The organism is Streptomyces sp. NBC_00328, assembly GCF_036139655.1.
Classification (GTDB): Bacteria; Actinomycetota; Actinomycetes; order Streptomycetales; family Streptomycetaceae; genus Streptomyces.
The window spans coordinates 3993729-4015562 of the sequence record NZ_CP108013.1; the positions used below are offsets into that span (position 1 = coordinate 3993729).

The window sequence follows — 21834 nt, forward strand, 5'->3', positions numbered from 1 at the left end:
CCCACGAGCCGGCGAGGTCCGAATCCCGCGGGGGGTTCTCGACCCCGCGGGCCCACTTGCGCGGGCGCGAGACAATGGACGGTGGCCCTTTGCCGAGAGGGGCCCCGAACCGTACGAGGAGGAGAAGACATGGCGGAGCCCACGCCGCGTCGGAACGAACCGCGGCTACGCCCCGCGCCCCTGCTCTTCGAGCCCGCGGAAGCCGCCGGGGATCCGGAGCATTTCTTCGACCTGGAGTCGATCGACGATCCGCGCGCGCTGCTGGACCGGTCCACGGAGCTGGCGCACGCGTTTCGCGCCGCCGCCGACCGGGCCGTCGAGTTCCAGGCCATCGCCGCCGCGCAGCTCGCCGATCCGCGCCGTTTCGACCGGCTGACCACCGCCTCGATCGCCGAGCGGGCCGAATGGACCGAGGACTACGCGAAGAAGATGGTCGAGTTCGGCCAGGACCTGCTGCGGGGCACGGAGGGCAACGGACACGGTCACGGGGTGACCGACCCGCTCTGACGCGGACACCCGGGACGACCAGGACGCCCGGGACCCGGGCGGTCGGAACCCGGGCGGTCGGGATCAGGACGGTCGGACAACCCCGTCAGAGTGGGTCGGTCACCCCTCCCTGGCATATGCCAGCCGGGCAAGATACTCCACCTCACCCCTGCCTGTCCCGGTTTCGGGCAACCCTCCGGGACGGGACGCTCACCGCCGGTAGATGTATGCGACATGAGCACACGGAACCCGCCGAGCAGCAGCCCGCACAGCCCCGGAACGAGGTCGTCCGAAGGGCTGGACGTCTCCGGTGTCACGGCCGAGGGCGCCGCCTGGCTCGCCTCCGCCGGAGCGTATCCGCGCAGCACGCTCGCTCTGTGGCGCGAACGGCCCGACGCCCCGGTCGTCCTGCTCTGCGGCAGCGCGTTCGACGTCGTCAGCGCCTCGGCCCTGTTCGGGCGGCGGATGCTCGACCGGCTCTGGGACGAGGGGCCGGGCTCGGGCCCGGTGGCGGCGCACCGCGGACGGATCCTGCTGTTCGCCGCGCCCGGCACCGCCCAGCGGCTCCCCTCGCTCATGGAGTGGGAGGAGTGGGGCGCGAAGCCGGGCGGCCGGGCGGGGCGATGCCGGGAGGTCCCACCGCTGCTCTGCCACGGCACGGGGGACGCGGTCACCGTGCCCCCGCTGACCCCCGGGAGGGAGGGACCGGGGGCCGTCCGGACCGATTCCCGCTGGCTGGTCGCCCCCGACACCCGGCGGCCCTGGCTCCCCGGCCCCGAGATCCTGCTCTGGGCGGCCGTGCGGGCGGCCCGCGCGGCGGCGTCGGCGGCGGTACGGATATCGATTTTTCCTCGTGCCGATCAGGATGCTAAGGTCTACGACGTCAGCAGGCGCCGCTAGCTCAGTTGGTTAGAGCAGCTGACTCTTAATCAGCGGGTCCGGGGTTCGAGTCCCTGGCGGCGCACGCCAACGAGAGCGGGATGTTTCGCGGAAACGCGAGCGTCCCGCTCTCGTCGTTTCCGCGGTCGCGGAGCCCGCTCAGCCGGTTGTGATCCGCACCGTCCAGGCCCCTGAGGCGCTCCGGTCCTCCACCTGGACCCGGACGTTCGCGCCCGGCACCTCGAAGCTCTCCCCGAGGCGCACCGGGGCGTCCGCGAGCGGCGGGTACACCGAGTCCTCCCAGCAGGACTCGGAGCCGGGGTGCGCGTCGAGGACCTGGATGGGGCCGCTGCCCGACTCGGTCCGGCTGCGGACCCGGTAGACGAGGACGCCCCGCTCGCACGTCGACCTGTCGTTGCCCGCCGGCCCCCTGGCCTCGAAGGCGATCGCGCTGTCCGGGCCCGTCGGAACCACCGCCAGCTTGGTGCCCCGGCCGACGCCGACGGTCCGCGATCCGGGGGGCGCCGCCACACCCACCGCGTCCGCGGACGCGCCCGGCGCCGCGCCCGGACCGCGCACGGATGTCCGCAGCCCGCCCGAGGGCACCCGCGGCCCCTGCCACGCGACCCCCGCCCCGCTCGTACCGGCCTTCCCACTCGCCCCGCTCGACGCAGCCGCACCACTCGCCGTCGACGCGGCCGGGCCGGTCGCCAGCACCCCGGCGCCGGCGGCTTCCCGGGCGCTCGCGCCGGCCGAACCGACCGTGGAGTGCGCGGGTCCGGCCTCCAGCGGCTCCAGCGTCAGCCGGGTGGTGCCGGAGCCCAGTACGCACGCCACCTGGTGCGGTTCCAGCCACCCCAGCCGCCACTTGTGCCAGCCGAAGAGGTCGGGGGCGAGGCCGAACTGGCTGCCCATGAGGTCCCAGTCGCCCACATAGGTGTCCCAGTCGCCCTTGCCGTCGGTGGGGCGGTGGTAGAGGTCGGGCAGATCGAAGACATGGCCGGTCTCGTGCGCGAGGACGAGACGGTCCGGCGGGTGCTTCTCGAAGACCGTGACGACGCGCCGGATGTCCTTGCCGTCCGCGCGCAGAGGCGTGTCCAGGTTGACGACCTTCGTGGCGTCCGAGTCGACGCCGGGAGCGTCCGGGTCCGCGATGAAGTAGACGACGTCGTAGCGCGAGAAGTCGACCCGCGGGTCGGCCACCGCGAGGGCGTCACGCAGATAGGCGGCACGGTCACCGGCGTTCCAGTCGCGCTGTATGGCGTACGAGGTGGAGGCGTGCGGCATCTGGATCCAGGCGCGCCGGGGATGCGGCCGGACCGTGAACTTTCCGTACGAGGCCTGCTCGAAGAAGCGGCTGGTGGCCGGGAAGTAGTCGCCCGTCAGCTCGGCGGGCGTGGTGTGCGGGGTGGAGTCCGGGAAGGACAGGAAGACCATCACGGCGTCGAGGGGGCGGGTGGGGCGCACATAGGCGGTGTTCCAGGTGTCGGCGCCCTCCGAGTGGTGCGCCGCCGTCCGCGTCAGGGCGCAGGGCGACGCGAGGGGTTCGGCGAGCGCGTGGCCCGGTCCCAGAGAGGTCGCCGCGAGCGCGGTCATCGAGGTGAACATGGCCGCGGTGCTGCGCCAGCGGGGCGCCCCGTCGCGGGCGGGACCACGCAGGAGCCCGCGAGCGAGAACCCTCAAGGGGAGCGGACGCGGCACGTCGACCTCCGGATACGGTTGTGGGCCACCGCATCCAGCCTGATTGAATTTGTACTATTTCGCCCTGTTTGTCTGAACCGGAAGAGTGAGTGCCCGAGCGGGCCGACACCCCCGGACATGCACGGAACGTCACGTGCGGTCGACGGGACAGGGAACCGTCCCGATAACAGGCAGAAACGATCTGTCAGAACAGGCGGTTGTTCCTGGACACTGGACAGTGTCCGCACCGTTTCGCGGGCAGCCTCTATGATCGGCACACTTTCCTGCACGGACACGGCTTGTGCGGCCGCCCATCACCGGCCGACCGCCCCGAAAGACCCATACGAAGAACGAGTGCACTGCGGGAGCGAGCGGTGAGCGGAACGTCCGAAGGGCCGGCGCCCGCGGGAGACCTCGTCCGGCCGGCCGTCACAGAACGTCACGTCGACACGTCTTCTCGTACGTCCGCCGGGACCTCTCCCGGCCCACCCGCCCCCTCCGTACCCTCCGTGGCGCCGGGGCCGCCTTCCGGGACGCCGGCACTCCTGGCGGTTCCCGACGGAACGTCACTCCGTACCTTCCACGCGGCCTTCGCCACGGCTCCCCTCGCGATGGCCGTCGTCGACCGCGAGGGTCTCGTCGTCACCGCCAACGAGGCACTGGGCACGCTGCTCGGCGCCGAGGCGCGGACGCTCACCGGGCGGGCCGCCGCCGACCTGGTGGACCTGGCCACGGACGCCCGCACCTGGCACGCGTACCGCGAGATGCTGGGCGGCAGCCGGGCCCGGCTGCGCTGCACCCGCCGGCTCAAGCATCCCGACGGCCAGGTGATCTGGGCGCAGGTCACGATCGCGCCACTGCCCCCGCAGGAACGCGCGGTGCTGATCTCGGTCACCGACATCGGCGCGCGGCGTGAACTCCAGGCGCGGCTGCGCCACTTGCAGATGCACGACCCGGTGACCCGGCTGCCCAACCGCACCCTGTTCTTCGAGCGCCTCTCGGCGGCGCTGGAGGCGGAGGCGTACGAGGAGTGCGGCACCGGCCGGATCGGGCTCTGTTATCTGGACCTGGACGGGTTCAAGGCCGTCAACGACACACTCGGCCACCGGGTCGGGGACCGGCTGCTCGCGGCGGTCGCGGAGCGTCTGACGCGCTGTGCCGAGGAGGCCGGCCTCACGCGGGCGGCCAGTCCCCTGGTGGCCCGGCTGGGAGGGGACGAGTTCGCGCTGCTCGTCGAGGATTCCACGGGCACCGACCAGCTCGCGGATCTCGCCGAGTCCGTGCTGAAGTCGCTCCAGGCACCGTTCGACCTGTCGGGGCAGCGGCTGTCCCTGTCGGCGTCGATCGGGGTCGTCGAGCGGCGCGCCAACGGCACCACGGCGACCGGTCTGATGCAGGCCGCGGACACCACGCTGTACTGGGCGAAGGCGGACGGCAAAGGCCGCTGGACGCTCTTCGACCCGGAGCGCAACGCGCACCGCATGACCCGCCAGGCCCTGTCGTCCACTCTGCGCGCGGCCGTCGAGCGGGGTGAATTCGCCCTGGAGTACCAGCCGTTGGTGGGGATGGAGGACGGCGGTGTGCACGGGGTCGAGGCGCTGGTGCGCTGGAACCACCCGAGGTTCGGGACGCTGACCCCGAACCGGTTCATCGGACTGGCCGAGGAGGACGGCTCGATCGTCCAGCTCGGCCGCTGGGTGCTGGCCACCGCCTGCCGCCAGGCGCGCCGTTGGCAGCTCGACCGTCCGGACGCCCCGCCGATCTTCGTCAGCGTCAATGTCGCCGTGCGCCAGGTCTGGGACTCCGACCTGGTGGCGGACGTGGCGAAGATCCTGGCGGAGACCGGACTGGCCCCGCGTCTGCTCCAGTTGGAACTGACGGAGTCGGCGGTGATGGGTTCGGCGGGCCGTCCGCTCCAGGCATTGCAGGCACTCAGCGACATGGGGGTCCGTATCGCCATCGACGATTTCGGCACCGGCTACTCGAACCTCGCCTACCTGAGCAGGCTCCCGGTGTCGGTGCTGAAGCTGGACGGCTCGTTCGTCCGCGGCTTCCAGTACGAGAACGCCGACGGTTCGTCCGCCCATCCCAACCCGGCCGACGAGGTCATCGTCGAGGCGCTCATCCAGCTCGCCCATCGGCTCGGCCTGACGGTCACCGCCGAGTGCGTGGAGACCGCCTCGCAGGCGTCACGGCTGCGCGGGATCGGCTGCGACACCGGCCAGGGCTGGCTGTACTCCCGGCCGGTGGCGCCGGAACGCATCTCGGCGCTCCTGATGTCGGCGACCTGTCCTCAGGCCTGAGCGGTCCGCGCCCCCGGCAACCCGTAGGCGTCCGCGATCAGTTCGTACGAGCGCAGCCGTACGTCGCCGCCGTGCGCGTTGCCCGTGATCATCAACTCGTCGGCGCCGGTGCGCTTCTGGAGGTCGTCGAGGCCGGCGCGCACCTCGTCGGCGGTGCCGTGGATGACGTTGGCGTTCCAGGATCCGATGAACTCCCGCTCCATCGGGCTGAATTCGTAGGCCTCCGCCTCCTCCGGGGTGGGCACGAGTCCGGGACGCCCGGTGCGCAGGCGGACCATGCTCAGCGCGGCCGCCAGCACCTGGCGGCGGGCCTCCTTCTCCTCGTCCGCGGCGAGCGCGGAGACGCCGATGAGGGCGTAGGGGGCGTCGAGGACCGCGCTCGGCCGGAAGGACTCGCGGTAGAGGTCGAGCGCCGGGATGGTGTTCTGCGCCGAGAAGTGGTGCGCGAAGGCGAACGGCAGGCCGAGGGCCCCGGCGAGGCGGGCGCTGAAGCCGGAGGAGCCGAGCAGCCAGACCGGGGGCCGGTGCGGGGACTGGACGCCGCCCGGTGAGGTCGCCTGGACGGGCCCGGGAACGGCGTGGATCCGGGCGTAGGGGTGGCCGTCGGGGAAGTCGTCGTCCAGGAAGCGGACGAGTTCCGCGAGCTGTTCGGGGAAGTCGTCGGCGCCCTCGCCCAGCCGCTGGGTGCGGCGCAGGGCGGCGGCCGTCGCGCCGTCCGTGCCCGGTGCCCTGCCGAGGCCCAGGTCGACGCGGCGCGGGGCCATCGCCTCCAGCGTGCCGAACTGCTCCGCGATGACCAGCGGGGCGTGGTTGGGGAGCATCACTCCGCCGGAGCCCAGGCGGATGCGGTCCGTGTGGGCGGCCAGGTGGGCGAGGATCACCGCGGGCGAGGAGCTGGCCACGCCGGGCATCGAGTGGTGTTCGGCCACCCAGTAGCGGTGGAAGCCGCGGGACTCCGCGAGGCGGGCGATCTCGACGCTGGTGCGCAGCGCGTCGGTCGCGGTGCGGCCCGCGCCCACGGTGACCAGGTCCAGTACGGACAGGGGCACGGGGGCGGTGCCCTGTGCCGTACCTCGGATCTCGTCCGTCTCGGCCGTCTCGTCCACCGTGGTGCCTCCTGTTGCGTACGCGTTGGTGTCCCCGGGCGTACGAACAGGAGGCTGACTCCGCTTATTCCCCGAGGGCGGGCCTGGGAGCGCCCTCGGAGGGTCTGGATCCTTCGGGGCCGGATCCTCAAGCCTGGACGATCGGTTCCCTGGTGAAGAGGGTGCCGAGGGCTGGGGCGTTCACGCGGCGGCCCGTCAGGCGCAGGGCCTCCCAGACCGTGACCTGGTTCGCGGTGAGGACCGGTTTGGCGAGCTCCTTCTCCAGGGCCGTGAGATAGGAGGCGGTGTGCAGGGACGTGTCGGGGAGGAGGATCGCGTCGGCGTCCGGGTGGTCCGCCTCCCGGGCCAGCGCGAGGACCTCGCCGTAGTCCCAGCCGGCGGCCTCGGCGGCGGTGCCGACACCGGAGCCGCGCACCGCGGCCACCTCCGTACCGGTCTCCTTCAGGAACCCGGCGAAGAGCGCGGCCACGTCGTCGGGGTAGGTCGCCCCGATCGCGACCCGCCTCGCCCCGAGCTCCCGCGCCGCGTGGGTGAAGGCGAAGGACGTCGAGGAGGCGGGCAGCCCGGCCGCCCTGGCGAGGCCGCGGACCTGCTCCTGGGCGCCCTGTACCCCGAACACGAAACTGCCGCTCGTACACGCCCAGACCACGGCCTCCGCGCCGGACAGGCGCAGCTCCTCGACGCCCGCCGCGAGGCGGTGCGCCGAGCCCATTTCGAGGAGCGCGTCCACGCGGTGGGCGTCCTCCCCCATGTCCGTGTGGACGACGGTCAGGCGGATGTCGCTGCCGAGGAGCTGCTCGATGCGCGGGTAGTCGTCCTCGGCCGAGTGGCCCGGGTAGAGGAATCCGAGTGCGGTCATGCCCAACCTTCCTGTTCTTCGGGAAGTACGGGTCCCCGGCGGGCGGCCTGATCAATCAGCCGCTGACAGGGGCCCACCGCCCGGGTACCCAGTTGGCGCAACGTCGCCCACATCGTCACCTGGTTGGCCGAGATCACCGGTATCCGCAGTTCCGCCTCCAGCCGGGGGATCACGTCGTACGTCGGCAGGCTGGTGCAGCTCACGAAGCGGGCGTCCGCCACCCCGCGCGGCCCGCGTCTCGTGCTCGGAGACCAGGCGGGCCAGGTCCAGGCCGACCTCGGCGGGCACGAACGGGGTGCGGGTCAGATGCAGGCAGACGTCGTCGGGCGGCACCCATCGCCACAGCTCACGGTCGAGGGCGAAGTCGAACGGCGCGACGACCCCGGCCCCGCGTTGCGGATGCGGACCGCCGAGAAAGGAGACGTCCATGGCAGGCACCGGCCCCGAAGAGGGGAACGGGCGGCAACGGACCGTATGCGAGCCCGTGTTGACGAAGGTAGGTTCGGGTGCGAGCGTGGTCAATCCGCCCATCTCAGACGGCTCGGATCCCGTTCGCCCGCACGTCTCCCCGGTCATTTCGCCCCAGGATCTCCCAGAGAAGCGGACTCCCCTTGCGAAACGGTTTCCTCGGATGAACGCCCGTGTGTCCGCCGGCGCGTCCGGCCCGTCGGACCGGGCCACGCTGCTCGTCCTGGACGCCGACCCGCTCCCCCGGCTGGGCCGGCTCACCGGCCGGGTACGGATCGAGCACGCCGACGAGTCCACGCTCGCGGAGCGGCTGCCGCACGCGGACGTGCTGCTCGTGTGGGACTTCACCTCGGGGGCCGTACGCCGCGCCTGGCCGGGCGAGGGGCCCCGGCCGCGCTGGGTGCACACCGCGAGCGCGGGCGTGGACCATCTGATGTGTCCCGAGCTCGCCGCCTCCGACACGGTGGTGACCAACGCGCGCGGCGTCTTCGACCGGCCGATCGCCGAGTACGTGGCCGCTCTGGTCCTCGCCATGGCCAAGGATCTTCCGCGGACCTGGGACCTCCAGCGGCGGCACGAGTGGCGGCACCGCGAGTCGCAGCGGGTGGCCGGGACCCGCGCCTGTGTGGTGGGGTCGGGGCCGATCGGGCGGGCGATCGTGCGCACCCTCAAGGCGCTCGATGTCACCACGGCGCTGGTGGGACGCGTCCCGCGCACCGGGATCCACGGTCCCGGGGAGCTGGACCGGCTGATGGCGCGCGCCGACTGGGTGGTGTCGGCGGCGCCGCTCACCGCGGAGACACGCGGCATGTTCGACGCCCGGCGCTTCGGGATGATGCAGCCCTCGGCCCGCTTCGTCAATGTCGGGCGCGGGCAGCTCGTCGTCGAGGAGGCGCTTGCCGAGGCGCTGTCGAAACGGTGGATCGCGGGCGCGGCCCTCGATGTCTTCCAGCACGAACCGCTCGGCCGCGACAGCCCGTTGTGGGACGTCCCGGGTCTGATCGTGTCGCCGCACATGAGCGGGGACACGGCCGGCTGGCGGGACGAGCTGGGTGAGCAGTTCGTGGAGCTGTACGAGCGCTGGGCGGCGGGCAGGCCGCTGTCGAACGTGGTCGACAAGAAGCGCGGGTACGTGCCCGGACACTGAACCGCCTCGGGAGGCAAGGGCCGTCACAGGCCTCGGCCATCGCGTCGAGGCCGTCGACCGGTTGGCCCCGGACGATGCCCGGGACCCGACCCACGTCTCCGCGCGTACGACGCGCACGTGCGCCGACACCTGCGGGGCGGTGCGACGGTCTTCATCCGCGCCGGTCAAGAGCGCCCCGGACGCGTCCGGGGCCGGAACCGGTCCGCATACATCGCATGGTCCCGGGTAGCCGCGCGGCCATGGCTCCACCACTTGAGAACGCACGTGCGAACACAACGGGAAACGAAAGACATCCGTCCGGGACGACCCGCCGGTCGCTGCTCGCGGGGGTCGCGGCGCTCGGCGCGCTCGGCTCCGCCGGCTGCAGTCGCGTGGCCACGGCGTCGTCGAGGGACGGCGGAGATCTCCTCGACCGGCTGAAGGCGCAGGGCGTCGTCCGCCTCGGCATCGCGGGCGAGATCCCCTTCGGCTACATCGACCGGGACGGCGAACTGACCGGCGAGGCACCGGAACTCGCCAAGGCCGTCTTCAAACGGCTGGGCGTCGACCGGGTCCAGCCCGTGCCGACCGAGTTCGGATCCCTCATACCCGGGCTCAACTCCCAGCAGTTCGACGTCGTCTCCGCCGGGATGTACATCAACGCCGAACGCTGCGAACAGGTCATCTTCGCCGACCCGGACTACCGGATGCTCGACGCGTTCATCGTGCGCAAGGGCAACCCGAAGGGGCTGCACGACTACAAGGACGTCGTGGCGAAGAAGGCCAGGTTCGCGACGGGGACCGGCTACGCGGAGATCCAGTACGCGGTCGAGGCCGGGTACAAGGAGAGCGAGATCCTCATCGTGCCCGACCAGGTCGCCGGCCTGAACGCGATCGAGGCGGGGCGCGCCGACGTCTTCGCGGGGACCGCGCTGACCGTCCGCGAGGTGGTGAGGAAGTCCTCCGAGGCGGAGAGCACGAAGCCCTTCGCGCCGCTGGTCAAGGGCAAACCGCACGTCGACGGCGGCGGCTTCGCGTTCCGTTCGCCGGAGACGAGGCTGCGGGACGCCTTCAACGTCGAGCTGCGGAAGATGAAGGAGAGCGGCGAACTCTTCCGCATCCTGCGGCCGTTCGGCTTCACCAAGGCCGAGATGACCGACATGACCGCGAAGGAGCTGTGCCGCGGATGACATCGGGACTCTGGGAACTCGTCCTCGAAGGGATCTGGGTCACCGTCCAACTGCTGTTCTTCAGCACCTTGTTGGCCGGAGCCATGTCCTTCCTGGCAGGAATCGCGCGTACGTCGAACCGGTGGGCCGTCCGCTTCCTCGCGGGCCTGTACACCGAGGTGTTCCGCGGCACCTCCGCGCTGATCATGATCTTCTGGGTGTACTTCGTGCTGCCGCTCGCCTTCGGCTGGCAGCTCGTCCCGCTGTGGGCGGGCACCCTGGCACTGGGGCTGACGTACGGGGCGTACGGCTCCGAGATCGTGCGCGGCGCGCTGAGCGCGGTCGACCCGGCCCAGCGCGAGGGCGGTATCGCGCTCAGCTTCACCCCTGGGCAGCGGATGCGGCTGATCCTGCTGCCGCAGGCGGTACCGGAGATGATCCCGCCCTTCTCCAACCTGCTGGTCGAACTGCTCAAGGGCACGGCACTCGTCTCCGTGATGGGAATGGGCGACCTGACCTTCAGCGCGAACCTGGTGCGGCTCGCCCTCCAGCAGAGCGCGGAGGTCTACACGTACGTCCTGCTCATCTACTTCGTCATCGCCTTCCTGCTCACCCGGCTGATGCGCGGCCTGGAGAGGCGGCTGAAGGCCGGGGTCGGCAGGGAACCGGACAGCAGGCCGGCCCGCGAGGCGAAGCGGGCCGCGACGACCGGTGCGGGTGCCGGTGCGGGTGCCGCCGCGGGCGGAGGTGCCTCATGAGCACCAAGCCCCTCACCTCGACGCTCCTCAACTCGACGCCCCTCAACGCCACGCCCCTCATGAAGACGACGATCGGTGGTGCCTCGTGACCTGGGACTGGAACGCCGTCGGCGACTTCATGCCGCACTTCCGGGACGGTCTGCTGGTCACCCTTGAGGCGCTGGCCCTCGGCTCGGTGATCTCGTTCGTGCTCGGCCTGGTGTGGGCCCTGCTGATGCGGGCGCCGACGCGCTGGGTGCGCTGGCCGGTCGGGGTGGCCACCGAGTTCGTACGCAACACCCCGCTGCTGGTGCAGCTGTTCTTCCTCTTCTACGTGCTGCCCGAGTGGAACATCACGTTCTCCCCGCTGACCACCGGTGTGATCGCGATCGGGCTGCACTACTCGACGTACACGATGCAGGTCTACCGGGCCGGGATCGAGGGCGTGCCCGCCGGCCAGTGGGAAGCGGCCACGGCGCTCGGCCTGCCCGCGCGGCGCACCTGGACGGCGGTGATCCTGCCGCAGGCGGTCCGCCGTGTGGTGCCGGCGCTCGGCAACTACGTCATCGCGATGCTCAAGGACACGCCGATGCTGATGACGATCACCGTGCTGGAGATGCTGGGCGAGGCGCGGCTGTACTCGCAGCAGCACTTCCAGTTCACGGAGCCGCTCACGGTCATCGGCGTGGCCTTCATCCTCATTTCCTACCCGGCTTCCCTGCTGCTGCGAGCCCTGGAGCGACGCCTTGTCCGCTGACACGAACGCCGAGACGAACGCCGACACGAACACCGGTCCGAACACCGGACCCGACATCGAGGCCGGCCCTCTGAAGGACCTCGCCAACCCCCCGGTGGACGGCAGCGAGCTGATCCGCTTCGACAAGGTCACCAAGCGCTTCGGGGACAACACCGTCCTCGACGGGCTCGACTTCCGCGTCGACTCCGGCAAGCACGTCACGCTGATAGGCCCGTCCGGTTCCGGCAAGACGACGATCCTGCGGCTGCTGATGACCCTGGCCCGGCCGGACGAGGGCACGATCACGGTCGCCGGGGACCGGCTGTTCCCAGCGCAGGGGAAGCAGGTCCGCGAGGTCCGCAAGAAGATCGGGATGGTCTTCCAGCAGTTCAACCTGTTCCCGAACATGAGCGTGCTGCGCAACGTCACCGAGGCGCCCGTGACCGTGCTCGGCCTGTCCCGGGACGAGGCCGAGGAACGGGCCCGGGAACTGCTGGACCTGGTCGGTCTCGCGGACAAGTGCGACGAGCGGCCGGGCCGGCTGTCCGGCGGCCAGCAGCAGCGCGTGGCCATCGCCCGCGCGCTGGCGATGCGGCCGCAGATTCTGCTGCTGGACGAGGTGACGTCCGCGCTCGACCCCGAACTCGTCGCGGGCGTCCTCGACGTCCTGCGTGACATCGCTCACACCACGGACATCACGATGCTCTGTGTGACCCACGAGATGAATTTCGCCAGGGACATCTCGGACCAGGTGCTCATGTTCGATTCTGGCCATGTCATCGAATCCGGCCCGCCGGAGCGGATCTTCGGCGACCCGGAGCACGAGCGGACCAGGGAGTTCCTCGGCGCGGTCCTCTGACGCCGGGGAGCGAACGAGGGGCGGAGGGGCGGCGCGCGCGGCAAGGCGCGAGGTCCGGCCGGTGGGACATGCCCGAAGGGTCATGCCTTTGGCATATGCCAGGGTGGTGCGCTCCTGCTGAGAGGCGCGGAGCGCACCACCAATCTCGCCAACAGACCGCCACAGATGGCGTCTTGACCGTTATCGTGTAGTGAGCCCAGGTGTCCGGGCCGACGTCATTTTTGAGCCGGACCATGAAGCGCAGGGGGAAACCGTGGCGCTGATGAACGAGCCGACCGCGCCGTACCACTCGGCCCAGGACGCGCTGCGCGTCCTGGAGACCGTGTCGCAGCACACGACCGGCGTCACCGCGAACGAACTCGCCCGCCAGGCCGGCCTCGGCGCCGACCGGCTGACCGCACTGCTGCGCATGCTGCGCCGGGAGGGCTACGTCGAGCAGGTCACGGACGGCGCGTACGTCACCGGCGCCGCCCTCGGCCGTCTCGGTTCCGCCCACGGCCGCGAGCAGGCGCTGCGCGACAAACTCCAGCAGACGATCGACCGGCTCCGCGACTCGCTCGGCGCCGCGATCTACATCAGCCGCTACATCGACGGCGAGGTGCACGTCACCCAGTACGCGGAGAGCCCGTCCACCCCCGCGGTCAACGAATGGGTCGACTTCCGCTCCTCCGCACACGCCAGCGCGGTCGGCAAGAGCCTTCTCGGCCAGCTCGACCACAACGGCCGCCGCGACCATCTCGCCCGCCACAAGATGGCCCGGCTCACCTCGCGGACCATCACCAGCGAGCGGCTCCTGCTGTCCCGTCTCGACTCCCAGCCGGCCACCCTGCCCGTCCTCGACCTCCAGGAGTACGCGATCGGCACGGTCTGCGCGGCGGTCCCGATCACCGCCGGCTCCTCCGTCGGCTGCCTCGCCCTCTCCCTGCCGCTTGAGCACGCCCATCGGCTCCGCCGCGCCGCGGACACGCTGAACCGCGGGGCGACCCCGGTGCTGCTCTCCCTCGCGATCTGACAGCCGCCACCTGGCCCGTACGAGGTCCGCGGCCTTGGTCCGCGCGAGCGGTGCGCGCGGCTGGTCGGAAGCACCCGCGCGGACCAGGTAGTATTTCTTTCGTCGCCGACCGCGAAAGCGGAAGGCGGGAGTCATGCGCCGCTAGCTCAGTTGGTTAGAGCAGCTGACTCTTAATCAGCGGGTCCGGGGTTCGAGTCCCTGGCGGCGCACATCGGTGAAGGCCCTCCACTTCGGTGGGGGGCCTTCACGCATGTCCGGACATGCTCAGGCGCCTCCGGTCACCCCGGTCCGCTCCGCCGTGACGAACTCGGTCAGCACCCGCGCCAGCAGCTCCGGGTCCCGTGCCCCGCACAGTTCACGCGCCGAGTGCATCGACAGCCCGGCCACCCCCACGTCGACAGTCGTCACGCCGAGACGGGCCGCGGTGACCGGACCGATCGACGTCCCGCACGGCATCGCGTTGTGGGAGACGAACGGCTGCCACGGCACCCCGGCCCGTTCGCACGCGGCGGCGAAGGCGGCGACACCGACGCCGTCGCTGGCGTACCGCTGATTGACGTTGACCTTGATCACGGGGCCGGCGTTGGGCAGCGGACGGTGGTCCGGGTCGTGGCGTTCGGCGTAGTTGGGGTGGACCGCGTGGGTCATGTCGGAGGAGACACACAGGGCGCCGGCGAGGGCACGGTCGAAGTCCTCCGGCCCGCCGCCCCTGGCGGTCACGGCGCGGCCGAGCACCCGTTCCAGGAAGGGGCTCTGGGCACCGGACTCCGATCCGTTGCCGACCTCCTCGTGGTCGAAGGCGGCGAGCACCGGTATGAACGCGGGCGGCCGTTCCGAGCCGGCCGCGGCGACCAGGGCGGTGACACCCGCGTGCACCGAGATCTGGTTGTCGAGGCGCGGCGCGACGATGAACTCCTCGTCCGCCCCCAGATACCCGGGCGGCTGGATGTCGTGCAGCATGAGGTCCCAGCCGAGGACCTCCGCGGCGTCGGCGCCCGCCTCGTCCGCGATCCGGCCGAGCAGGGCGCCGGGCGCGGAGCCGCCGAGCCCCCACAGCGGGGTCATGTGCCGCTGCCGGTCCAGGGCGAGCCCCTCGTTCACGGCCCGGTCGAGGTGGATGGCGAGCTGCGGCACCCGCAGCAGCGGCTTGTCGACGCGGACCAGCCGGGTCGAACCGTCCCGCAGGGCCAGCCGCCCCGAGACGCCCAGGTCCCGGTCGAGCCAGGTGTTGAGCGGCACCCCGCCGTAGATCTCCACGGCGATCTGCCGCCACCCCGCCGAGCCGGTGTCCGGCGTGGGCTTGACCCGCAGGTTCGGTGAGTCGGTGTGGGTGCCGACGATCCGGAACGGGGTGCCGGCCGGGGCGCCCGGCGGGACGTACCAGGCCACCAGCGCTCCCCCGCGCACGACATAACGGCCTCCCTCGGCTCCGGCCGTCCACTCGTCCCGCTCCCGCAACTCCGCGAAACCCGCCTTCTCCAGGCGCTGCGCCGCGCTCGCCACCACGTGGTACGGCGAGGGGCTGGCTCTGACGAAGCTGAACAGGTCGTCATTGTGTCCGCGGTCGAGCGTGTCATGCGTGGGGGACATGATTGCCTTTCGGGAGCCGTCGAGGGGGTGAGGGTGGGGGCGTCGGACCATGCCGCCGGACGCGCGGTTCGGCCGGGGCGACGGTCCTTCCCGGGGGTGGCCTGGGACCCAGGGGCATGACACCCTCCCGACCGGGACCGGGCCTCGGCACACGCGACACCACCGACGTCACGGACACCACCGAGGTCACCGAGGTCACCAGCGCGGACGTGGGCCGGGGCGGCAGCGCCCCGCGGCTTCCGTGTCCGCGACCCGGATCAGGCAACGCAACGCCCTTCTTCCCTCGGTTCGGGGCTCTGGCGCACAGGCCCCTCGGCACACGTGCCCGGATATCCTCCCCGCGGAAAGCGGCCGGGATGCCTCAAGTCCCGACCGTTCGCAAGACACCGCCGGACGCCACCGGCCCCACGAACCATCGGGGCCGAAGCCACCGGACACCACGCCCGCCCCGACCCGCCCCGCTGGAGTGGCGGTCTCCCGAACCGGCCCCGCGGTCAGCGCGTCAGCAGTTCCTCCCGCCCGTGCGCCCGGTACTGGGCCACCAGCCCGGCCACGTCCGCCGCCGTCAGTCTCCGGTACGTCTCCTCGCCCGGGGGCCGCCACCACACCGGGTCGGCGCAGTGGAAGCCCTCGCGCCTCAGAGCCACTCGGTGGATCTTGTTGGTGGCGGTGACGGGCATCCGCTCCACGAGACGCAGGAACCGGGGTGCCATCTTCGTGCCCAGATCCGGCTGGGCGCGCAGGAACGCGGCGAAGGGCGAGGGACCGAAGCGCGCGTCGTCCTTGAGGGCCAGTGCCGCCATCACCTGGTCGCCCGCCACCGGATCCGGTACGGCGTACACCGCGACGGCGGCGGCGTCCTCGTACCGGGCCAGGATGTTCTCGATCATCGCGGCGGCGAGGTTCTCGCTGTCGACGCGCAGCCGGTCGTCGGCCCGTCCGGCGAAGTAGAGGAAGCCGTCGGCGTCGCGGTAGAAGAGGTCACCGGTCCAGTACCAGCCCTCCCCCGCCTCACCGCTCCCTTTCCCCGCTTCCCCTGCCTCGCCGTTCCCCGCCTCCGCCTCCCCTGCTCCGCCACTCCCCGCCCCCGTCTCCCCTGCTCCGCCGTTCCCCGGCCCCGCCTCCCCCGGCCCTGGTGACGCGCCCCGGCGCCGGGCCGCCTCGGCTCCGGGATTGCGCCAGTACCCCTCGAAGAGACTGGCGCCCCGGTTCACCAACTCCCCTATCGCGTCGGCGCCGTTGAGCAGACGCCCGTCCCCGGCGAAGACGGCCGGCGGACACTCGCGCCGGGTGTCCGGGTCCAGCACCGCGAGGTCGTCGGCGGGCGCCGCCCGGCCGATCGCCCCGGCCGGGGTGCCGGGCGTGCGCTGGATGGCGGCGCCGCCCTCCGAGGAGCCGTACCCCTCGACGAGCCGTACCCCGAACCGCTTCCCGAAGGCGGCCGCGTCGACCGCTCCGGCCTCCGTGCCGAACCCCAGGCGCAGCGGGTTGTCGCGGTCGTCGGGGCGGGCGGGCGTGGCCAGCAGATACTGCACGGCACGGCCGACATAGGTGAAGTACGTAGCCCCGCAAGCCCGTACGTCGGGCAGGAACCCGGAGGCCGAGAAGCGGCGCCGCAGCGCGATCCCCGCGCCGGCCGCCAGCGCGGGAGCCCAGTCGGCGATCACCGCGTTGCCGTGGAACATCGGCATGCAGACGTAGTGGGTGTCGTCCGCGCGTACCCCGAAGTGGTCGACGAGCGACCGCCCCGCCGCGGCGATCCTGCCCTGGGTACAGATCGCGGCCTTGGGCGCGCCGGTCGAACCAGACGTGAACAGCAGCAGGAAACGGCTGTCCGGACGCGCCCCGCCGTCGTCCGGCCGCGCGCCCTCGTAGGTCCTCAGGAGCTCGGCATAGTCGTCCGTATCGGTCACCAGGACGTGCAGGCCGGGCAGTTCGAGTCCGTCGAGAAGCGGCAGATGAGCCCGCTCGGTGACCAGGACGCGGCACTCGGTGTGCCGGATGTCCCGGGCCAGTTCGGGTCCGCGCCGGGTCGGGTTGATCCCCGCGACGGCGGCACCGGCGAGGGCGGCCGCGCCCAACCACAGCGGATACTCAGGGGTGTTGTCGAGCAGCACTCCCACGTGCGGCTCCGCGCCCGGCGGCAGCAGCTCGGCGAGCAGCGCCGCGCGCGCCGCCGCGCCCTCCGCGACCCGGTGATGACTGATGACCCGGCCCTCGAACCACAGTCCCGGCCGGTGGTCGCCCCACCGCTCCCGCACGAGCTCCCCGACAGTGCGCCTCCTGGACTCCATGGAGACGTAAGGTAATTGACGGTACGTCAGATAGGGAGCCCCGTGCGCGGCGCGCGCACCCGCGTCAGCCCCCGAAGAACGCGTCGCCGGCGAGCGCCTCGTGGTACGTGATCATGAAGCCGACGCAGAAGCTGACGATCACGCCGTAGAACACCAGCATGCCGAGGGTGCCCGCGGCCGCCTTCGCCGGGCTCGGAGCGTGCGCCGTGGCCTTCTCGGGGTGCCGGGCCGTGTAGTACGCGGGGACGATGTCGCCCACGACGACTATCGAGGAACCGTTCGTCTCCTCGAAGCGGATCACCCGGCCGTCGCGCGTCGTGAACTCGTAGACGTGGTGCAGGGTCGTGGTGACGTTGCGGTCGTCGCCTCCGCCGCCGACCGTCGTGTACGAACGCAGACAGCGCGCCTCCGCGGTCAGCCCGCTGTTCCAGGCGCTGCGCAGCTCCAGCGAGCGGCGCACGGTCCTGGCCGCCGCCATCAGCACCACGACGATCATCAGGCTGGGCAGGGCATAGAAGAACACACTCATGACGGTCCCCCGGTGTCGGATACTGCTCCCCGCACGTCGACCTGGTCATGTCGACGTGCGGGGACCATACCCGCACCGGTGCCGTCAGCACCTCAACGGGTGCTCAGAACTCGGGCCTCAGAACGTGACGTCCGCGCAGGAGTAGAACGCGTTCGTCGTGTCCGCGACCGTCCACACCCCGAGGATGACGTGGTGTCCGGTCCTGCCGCCGGGCAGGGTGCCGGTGTGCGAGAGCGTGGACGGGGGGCGCTGTCCGTTGTAGGGGACCGTCAGGAACGGGGTGGTCTCCAGGTCGGCGCGGGTCAGCGCGTGGTTCTGGTTCCAGCCGGTCTTGGTGATGAAGTACTTGAAGTCGGTCGTCGCGTGCATCGCGGTGAACTGCCAGCGGAAGGTGTAGGTCTGTCCCGCGGTCACCTTGGTCGTCGGCCAGGCCGTACCCGCGGGGGTCTTGGGCTGGTCGAGCTGGCCGAAGTTGGTGTGGTTCGCGGAGCAGATCCGGCCATCGGCCGGGCCCGCCGCCGGGAAGCCCTTGAGTCCCTCGACGCTCTGCGGCTCCCACTGGATGTCACCGCAGTTGGCCACGATGCCGCCGTTCGCGGCGCACATCTTCTGCCGGCTGAGGGGCTGGTCGGTGTAGCCGTGGGCGCTGGCTCCGCCCGTGGAGAGCACGAAAGTACCCGCCGTGGCGAGACCGAGCGCCGCCGCGTACAACTTCACTTTCCCGCCGGTGCGGGACCGGCCGGTGAGGTTCTGGTTCGTCCGTTTGCGCATGCTGCCGCTCCTGGAGGACGTGGGGGATGTTCCCGTGAGCCGTGCGCGCGAGGTTCAGGTCTAGACCAAGTATCAGATTATTGCGGGTAGTTGAACATGTCCATACCAATGCCCGACCCGGCCGACCGCCCCGCCCGAGCCGCGCGAAAGCACGTGTCCTACGAGGCCTACGAGGACACCTCCCCCCGCCCCGTGCAGAACGCCACCGTCAAGTCCTTCACCAGCGCCTTGCGTTCGTAGTCGTCCAGTTCGACCAGCCCGCGCAGGGTCAGCCGGGTCACCGTGTCCTCGACCGAGTCGACGACCGAGCCGAGCACGCTGTCGCGGTGCTGGGCGTCCAGGGCCGCGATCCGACGGCGCTGCATCACGGCGGCGATCTCCGGCGCGTACTCGATCCGGGTGGGCTGCGCGGAGAACACCTCCAGGCCGACGGGAGCCGTGTCCGCGGCCACCATCCTGGTCAGCGCCTCGCCGACCGCGTCCGTGTTGCGCAGGGTCAGATCCCTGATCACGGCGGGCGGCAGCTCGGCCGGCAGCTGGGAGAGCACCCGCGAGAGCGCCGCCTCCACGCATTCGCGCAGATACGTCCGGTGGTCGTCGACCGCGAGGGTGGCCCGCGCGGTGTCCTTGACGCGCCACACCACGAGCACGACCACCCGCAGCTCGACCCCGTTCGCGTCGACCACGGACATCGGCTCGCTGCGCCAGTGCCGCAGCCTCACATCGACCCGGCGGCGCAGCACCAGCGGGTTGACCCACATCAGACCGGTGCGCCGGACCGTACCGCGATAGCGCCCGAACAGACCGAGCACCCAGGCCCGCCCGGTCCGGCCGCGGGCGAGACCGCCGAAGCCGAACAGGCCGAGCGCGCCCGCCCCGGCGTACGCGGCCCATTGCGCGGGGCCGAGTCCGGTGCCCGCGTGGCCGTGCAGCTCCAGCGCCGCCAGCACGGAGGGCGGCAGCAGACCCGCCCACCAGGTGGTGAGGGCGCATCCGGCCGCACCACAGGCCCCGGCCAGCACGCCCGCCGCGCCGGGCAGCACCCGTGCGGGCCGTTCGACCAGCTCGGGGTCGGCCTCCGGCACCGGGCGCGGAGGCCGGCCGGGCGCGGGCCGCCGGATTCTCGGCTGCTCCCCGGTACCGCGCCGGCGGCCCACGACGGCGGGCGCGAGCGGCACGGACACCGGGTCGGGGTCGTCGCGGAAGAGCAGGTGAACGGGGATCTCGGTGGTGGCCTCGTTGTGGATGAGCCGGGCGGACCGCTGACCACCGCCGCCCTCGGCCCCCGCACCGGACCCCTGACCGCCACCACCTTCAGCCGCCGCACCGGACCCCTCGCCGCCACCGCCCTCGGCCGCCGCACCGGACCGCTGACCACCGCCGCCGCCGTCGGCCGCCGCACCGGACCGCTGACCGCCGCCGTCGTCGTCGGCCGCCGCACCGGGCCGGGGTTCCCCCGGAGGTGCTCCCTCGGACTCCGGGGTGTCTGACGTCGTCGTACTCATAGCTGCCTCCATGCCTCCGCGCCTGGAAGTGTGTTCAGGGCCGTGGGGAACCCGGCCGCTCAGGAGAAGAGCCGCCGCCAGGTCTCCGGTCCCGGGTAGCCGTCCGCCGCCCCGCCGCGCCAGCCCTGGGCCCGCTGGAACGCCTCGACGTTGCGCCGGTCCGCCTCGCCCCAGCGCGGCCCCGGACCGGACGTGTAGTACGTGCCGAACCCCTTCTTGACCAGCCGCTTTCCCAGATCGGTGACCTGGGCGTCGTTCGCTCCGGGCCGGAACACCGCGCGTCCCGGATAGCCGGGCACCATGTGCGGGGAACCCGGGCCGGCCGTCACGGCGGGGATGTTCCTGCCCTTCTTGCCCACCAGGTACGACCAGGTCGTCGGCCCCGGCAGCCCGTCCGCGTCGGCTCCCTTCCAGCCCTGCGCCCGCTGGAACGCCTGAGTGGCCCGCTTGTCCGCGGCCGACCAGCGCGGCCCCGGTCCCTTGGTGTAGAAGCGGCGCCCGCCCCGGTCCACCAGGAGTCGGCCGAGCTGGGTGACGTACGCGTTGTTCGCGCCGGTCCCGAAGTACGCGGCCCCCGGATAGCGGGTCGACGTGGACGGCGGCGAACCGCCCGCGCCCTCCGTGATCCCCCGGTAGCGATAGGGCACGTAGTGGTCCGAGTTCGTCCAGTACGCGTACGGGGTGGACTGCTTCCTGGCACGCGGCGGGCTCTGCTCGTAGGCGACGTACTGGGTGTGCGTGTTGTCCGTCCAGCCGCCGAAGATGACGACGTGCGAGCCCTGCTCGGGGTTGTCGGGGTTGTGGAAGAGCAGGATGTCGCCCGGCTGGAGCCGGTCCCGGGTGATCCTCACCCCGAAGCTGCCGAGGCTGCCGGTCCACTCGTTGCCCGGCAGGTTCCAGGCCATCGAGACGAAGCCCGAGCAGTCCTGCCGGTACCCGTCCCGCCAGTAGGCGTCCACGCTGTACGGCACCCGCGCGTCGATCCATGTCGTGGCACGGCTGATGATCGCGGCCCGTGTGGTGGTGGGCGCCCGCACCGTCTGCCCCGGTCCGGCGGGCAGCGCGGGCTTCCCCGCCGGGCCGTGCAGCGGCGCCCTGTGGCCCTGGGGGGTGCCGTCGTGTCCGTCGGCCGGGGGGAGACCGGGCCGTACGGGCCCGTGCACGGCGGCGACCGCCGGGACCGCGCCGAGGGCGGTGCCCGCCGTGGCGGCCAGCGCGAGCGCCATGGGGGTTCGCGCGACCCCCGTCAGGCCGAGGACATGGGCACGGACGGCCGGATGCCCCAGGGAGCCGGACGGCCCGAGCCGCGAGGAGACGGGCAGGACCCGCCGCCGGTGAACGCATCCGGGGCAATCACAGTCACTCGCGGGATCGACCTCCTCGAACACCGGAGTCTTCATGCGACGCCCCTCACACTCCAGATTGAAATGTCCGCAATTCTGCACATTCGTCAGTTTCTCAACTGCCATCCGGCGCCGCACGCTGACGGTCCGAATGATGTACGGGACCGCCCCCACCTGCCCCGGAGCCGCCCACCTGGTCGGGAGCACCCCAGAGGGTCGGGTAGAGTTTTCCCGTCAGCAGGCGCCGCTAGCTCAGTTGGTTAGAGCAGCTGACTCTTAATCAGCGGGTCCGGGGTTCGAGTCCCTGGCGGCGCACAGACCGGAGGGCCTCCTCGTGAGAACGAGGGGGCCCTTCGTCATGTCCGGAGGCCGCGGGGCGGAA

The 21834-nt window shown here is 71.9% G+C and carries 18 protein-coding genes, 3 tRNA genes and 1 pseudogene; 12 read left to right on the plus strand and 10 right to left on the minus strand.

The annotated features are described in order from the left end of the window. Window positions 1-129: 129 nt before the first annotated feature. The 3 genes from OG485_RS17450 (at window position 130) to OG485_RS17460 (ending at window position 1450) form a co-directional block, all read left to right on the plus strand. Window positions 130-507, plus strand: a complete 378-nt coding sequence (locus OG485_RS17450) for a hypothetical protein (RefSeq protein WP_328452125.1) — start codon at window positions 130-132, stop codon at window positions 505-507. Window positions 508-720: 213 nt separating this feature from the next. Continuing rightward, entirely contained in the window at window positions 721-1386 is a 666-nt protein-coding gene (locus tag OG485_RS17455; protein ID WP_328669286.1) for a bifunctional DNA primase/polymerase, read from the plus strand. Beyond that, window positions 1377-1450 (plus strand) — tRNA-Lys (locus OG485_RS17460). The genes OG485_RS17455 and OG485_RS17460 overlap by 10 nt, the downstream gene beginning before the upstream one ends. Before the next feature lie 74 nt (window positions 1451-1524). On the opposite strand, the gene OG485_RS17465 is transcribed toward OG485_RS17460, so the two are convergent. Continuing rightward, window positions 1525-3066: a M6 family metalloprotease domain-containing protein gene (locus OG485_RS17465; protein ID WP_328669287.1), complete on the minus strand. Its 1542-nt coding sequence runs from the start codon at window positions 3064-3066 to the stop codon at window positions 1525-1527. 353 nt (window positions 3067-3419) lie between these two features. On the opposite strand from OG485_RS17465, the gene OG485_RS17470 reads away from it, so the two are divergent. Next, window positions 3420-5348 carry a putative bifunctional diguanylate cyclase/phosphodiesterase gene (locus tag OG485_RS17470; protein WP_328669288.1) on the plus strand — a complete coding sequence of 643 codons (1929 nt, stop codon included), beginning with the start codon at window positions 3420-3422 and terminating at the stop codon, window positions 5346-5348. Here OG485_RS17470 and OG485_RS17475 read toward each other — a convergent pair. The 3 genes and pseudogenes from OG485_RS17475 to OG485_RS17485 form a co-directional block, all read right to left on the minus strand. Next, window positions 5339-6454, minus strand: coding sequence for an LLM class flavin-dependent oxidoreductase (locus OG485_RS17475; RefSeq protein ID WP_328669289.1), 1116 nt, complete (start codon window positions 6452-6454; stop codon window positions 5339-5341). The two genes, OG485_RS17470 and OG485_RS17475, sit on opposite strands and share 10 nt — an antisense overlap. Before the next feature lie 127 nt (window positions 6455-6581). Continuing rightward, complete coding sequence (locus OG485_RS17480; protein ID WP_328669290.1) at window positions 6582-7313, minus strand: maleate cis-trans isomerase family protein; 732 nt, start codon at window positions 7311-7313, stop codon at window positions 6582-6584. Beyond that, a pseudogene (locus tag OG485_RS17485) lies at window positions 7310-7742 on the minus strand (hypothetical protein). The gene OG485_RS17480 and the pseudogene OG485_RS17485 overlap by 4 nt, the downstream one beginning before the upstream one ends. A 202-nt stretch (window positions 7743-7944) precedes the next feature. Between OG485_RS17485 and OG485_RS17490 the strand changes: the two are divergent. The 7 genes from OG485_RS17490 to OG485_RS17520 all read left to right on the plus strand — a co-directional run bounded on the left by OG485_RS17490 (window position 7945) and on the right by OG485_RS17520 (window position 13629). Continuing rightward, window positions 7945-8928 carry a D-2-hydroxyacid dehydrogenase gene (locus OG485_RS17490; RefSeq protein WP_328669291.1) on the plus strand — a complete coding sequence of 328 codons (984 nt, stop codon included), beginning with the start codon at window positions 7945-7947 and terminating at the stop codon, window positions 8926-8928. A 239-nt stretch (window positions 8929-9167) separates the two neighbouring features. Next, a complete protein-coding gene (ehuB, locus tag OG485_RS17495) occupies window positions 9168-10097 on the plus strand; it encodes an ectoine/hydroxyectoine ABC transporter substrate-binding protein EhuB (RefSeq protein ID WP_328669292.1) in 930 nt (309 codons plus the stop codon). Beyond that, the gene (gene ehuC / locus OG485_RS17500; protein ID WP_328669293.1) at window positions 10094-10834 is read left to right on the plus strand and encodes an ectoine/hydroxyectoine ABC transporter permease subunit EhuC; all 741 of its coding nucleotides are present in this window, start codon (window positions 10094-10096) and stop codon (window positions 10832-10834) included. The genes ehuB and ehuC overlap by 4 nt, the downstream gene beginning before the upstream one ends. Before the next feature lie 85 nt (window positions 10835-10919). Next, complete coding sequence (gene ehuD / locus OG485_RS17505) at window positions 10920-11570, plus strand: ectoine/hydroxyectoine ABC transporter permease subunit EhuD (RefSeq protein WP_328669294.1); 651 nt, start codon at window positions 10920-10922, stop codon at window positions 11568-11570. Window positions 11571-11625: 55 nt separating this feature from the next. Further along, a complete protein-coding gene (ehuA, locus tag OG485_RS17510; protein ID WP_328674513.1) occupies window positions 11626-12408 on the plus strand; it encodes an ectoine/hydroxyectoine ABC transporter ATP-binding protein EhuA in 783 nt (260 codons plus the stop codon). Between the two features lie 253 nt (window positions 12409-12661). Further along, window positions 12662-13420, plus strand: coding sequence for an IclR family transcriptional regulator (locus tag OG485_RS17515; protein WP_328669295.1), 759 nt, complete (start codon window positions 12662-12664; stop codon window positions 13418-13420). A gap of 135 nt (window positions 13421-13555) precedes the next feature. Beyond that, window positions 13556-13629: transfer RNA gene (locus OG485_RS17520), tRNA-Lys, on the plus strand. 55 nt (window positions 13630-13684) lie between these two features. Here the strand turns inward: OG485_RS17520 and OG485_RS17525 are convergent. The 6 genes from OG485_RS17525 to OG485_RS17550 form a co-directional block, all read right to left on the minus strand. After that, window positions 13685-15010 carry a M18 family aminopeptidase gene (locus OG485_RS17525; RefSeq protein WP_328669296.1) on the minus strand — a complete coding sequence of 442 codons (1326 nt, stop codon included), beginning with the start codon at window positions 15008-15010 and terminating at the stop codon, window positions 13685-13687. Window positions 15011-15504: 494 nt separating this feature from the next. Continuing rightward, window positions 15505-17304 carry an AMP-binding protein gene (locus tag OG485_RS17530; RefSeq protein WP_328669297.1) on the minus strand — a complete coding sequence of 600 codons (1800 nt, stop codon included), beginning with the start codon at window positions 17302-17304 and terminating at the stop codon, window positions 15505-15507. Between the two features lie 64 nt (window positions 17305-17368). Beyond that, window positions 17369-17833 carry a DUF3592 domain-containing protein gene (locus tag OG485_RS17535; protein WP_328669298.1) on the minus strand — a complete coding sequence of 155 codons (465 nt, stop codon included), beginning with the start codon at window positions 17831-17833 and terminating at the stop codon, window positions 17369-17371. 117 nt (window positions 17834-17950) lie between these two features. After that, on the minus strand, window positions 17951-18604 hold the full coding sequence (locus tag OG485_RS17540) for a lytic polysaccharide monooxygenase auxiliary activity family 9 protein (protein WP_328669299.1): 654 nt from the start codon (window positions 18602-18604) through the stop codon (window positions 17951-17953). A gap of 167 nt (window positions 18605-18771) precedes the next feature. Beyond that, window positions 18772-20109, minus strand: a complete 1338-nt coding sequence (locus tag OG485_RS17545) for an SPFH domain-containing protein (RefSeq protein WP_328669300.1) — start codon at window positions 20107-20109, stop codon at window positions 18772-18774. 59 nt (window positions 20110-20168) lie between these two features. Then, entirely contained in the window at window positions 20169-21509 is a 1341-nt protein-coding gene (locus OG485_RS17550) for a peptidoglycan-binding protein (RefSeq protein ID WP_328669301.1), read from the minus strand. Window positions 21510-21693: 184 nt separating this feature from the next. Here OG485_RS17550 and OG485_RS17555 point away from each other — a divergent pair. Further along, window positions 21694-21767, plus strand: a tRNA-Lys gene (locus OG485_RS17555). Window positions 21768-21834 lie beyond the last annotated feature (67 nt).

Coding starts and splice junctions, on each gene's coding strand:
- ehuC (WP_328669293.1), top strand. CDS start 10,094: ATGACATCGGGACTCTGGGAACTCGTCCTCGAAGGGATCTGGGTCACC.
- OG485_RS17535 (WP_328669298.1), bottom strand. CDS start 17,833: ATGAGTGTGTTCTTCTATGCCCTGCCCAGCCTGATGATCGTCGTGGTG.
- OG485_RS17480 (WP_328669290.1), bottom strand. CDS start 7,313: ATGACCGCACTCGGATTCCTCTACCCGGGCCACTCGGCCGAGGACGAC.
- OG485_RS17525 (WP_328669296.1), bottom strand. CDS start 15,010: ATGTCCCCCACGCATGACACGCTCGACCGCGGACACAATGACGACCTG.
- OG485_RS17550 (WP_328669301.1), bottom strand. CDS start 21,509: ATGAAGACTCCGGTGTTCGAGGAGGTCGATCCCGCGAGTGACTGTGAT.
- OG485_RS17450 (WP_328452125.1), top strand. CDS start 130: ATGGCGGAGCCCACGCCGCGTCGGAACGAACCGCGGCTACGCCCCGCG.
- OG485_RS17545 (WP_328669300.1), bottom strand. CDS start 20,109: ATGAGTACGACGACGTCAGACACCCCGGAGTCCGAGGGAGCACCTCCG.
- ehuB (WP_328669292.1), top strand. CDS start 9,168: ATGGCTCCACCACTTGAGAACGCACGTGCGAACACAACGGGAAACGAA.
- OG485_RS17490 (WP_328669291.1), top strand. CDS start 7,945: ATGAACGCCCGTGTGTCCGCCGGCGCGTCCGGCCCGTCGGACCGGGCC.
- OG485_RS17540 (WP_328669299.1), bottom strand. CDS start 18,604: ATGCGCAAACGGACGAACCAGAACCTCACCGGCCGGTCCCGCACCGGC.
- OG485_RS17455 (WP_328669286.1), top strand. CDS start 721: ATGAGCACACGGAACCCGCCGAGCAGCAGCCCGCACAGCCCCGGAACG.
- OG485_RS17530 (WP_328669297.1), bottom strand. CDS start 17,304: ATGGAGTCCAGGAGGCGCACTGTCGGGGAGCTCGTGCGGGAGCGGTGG.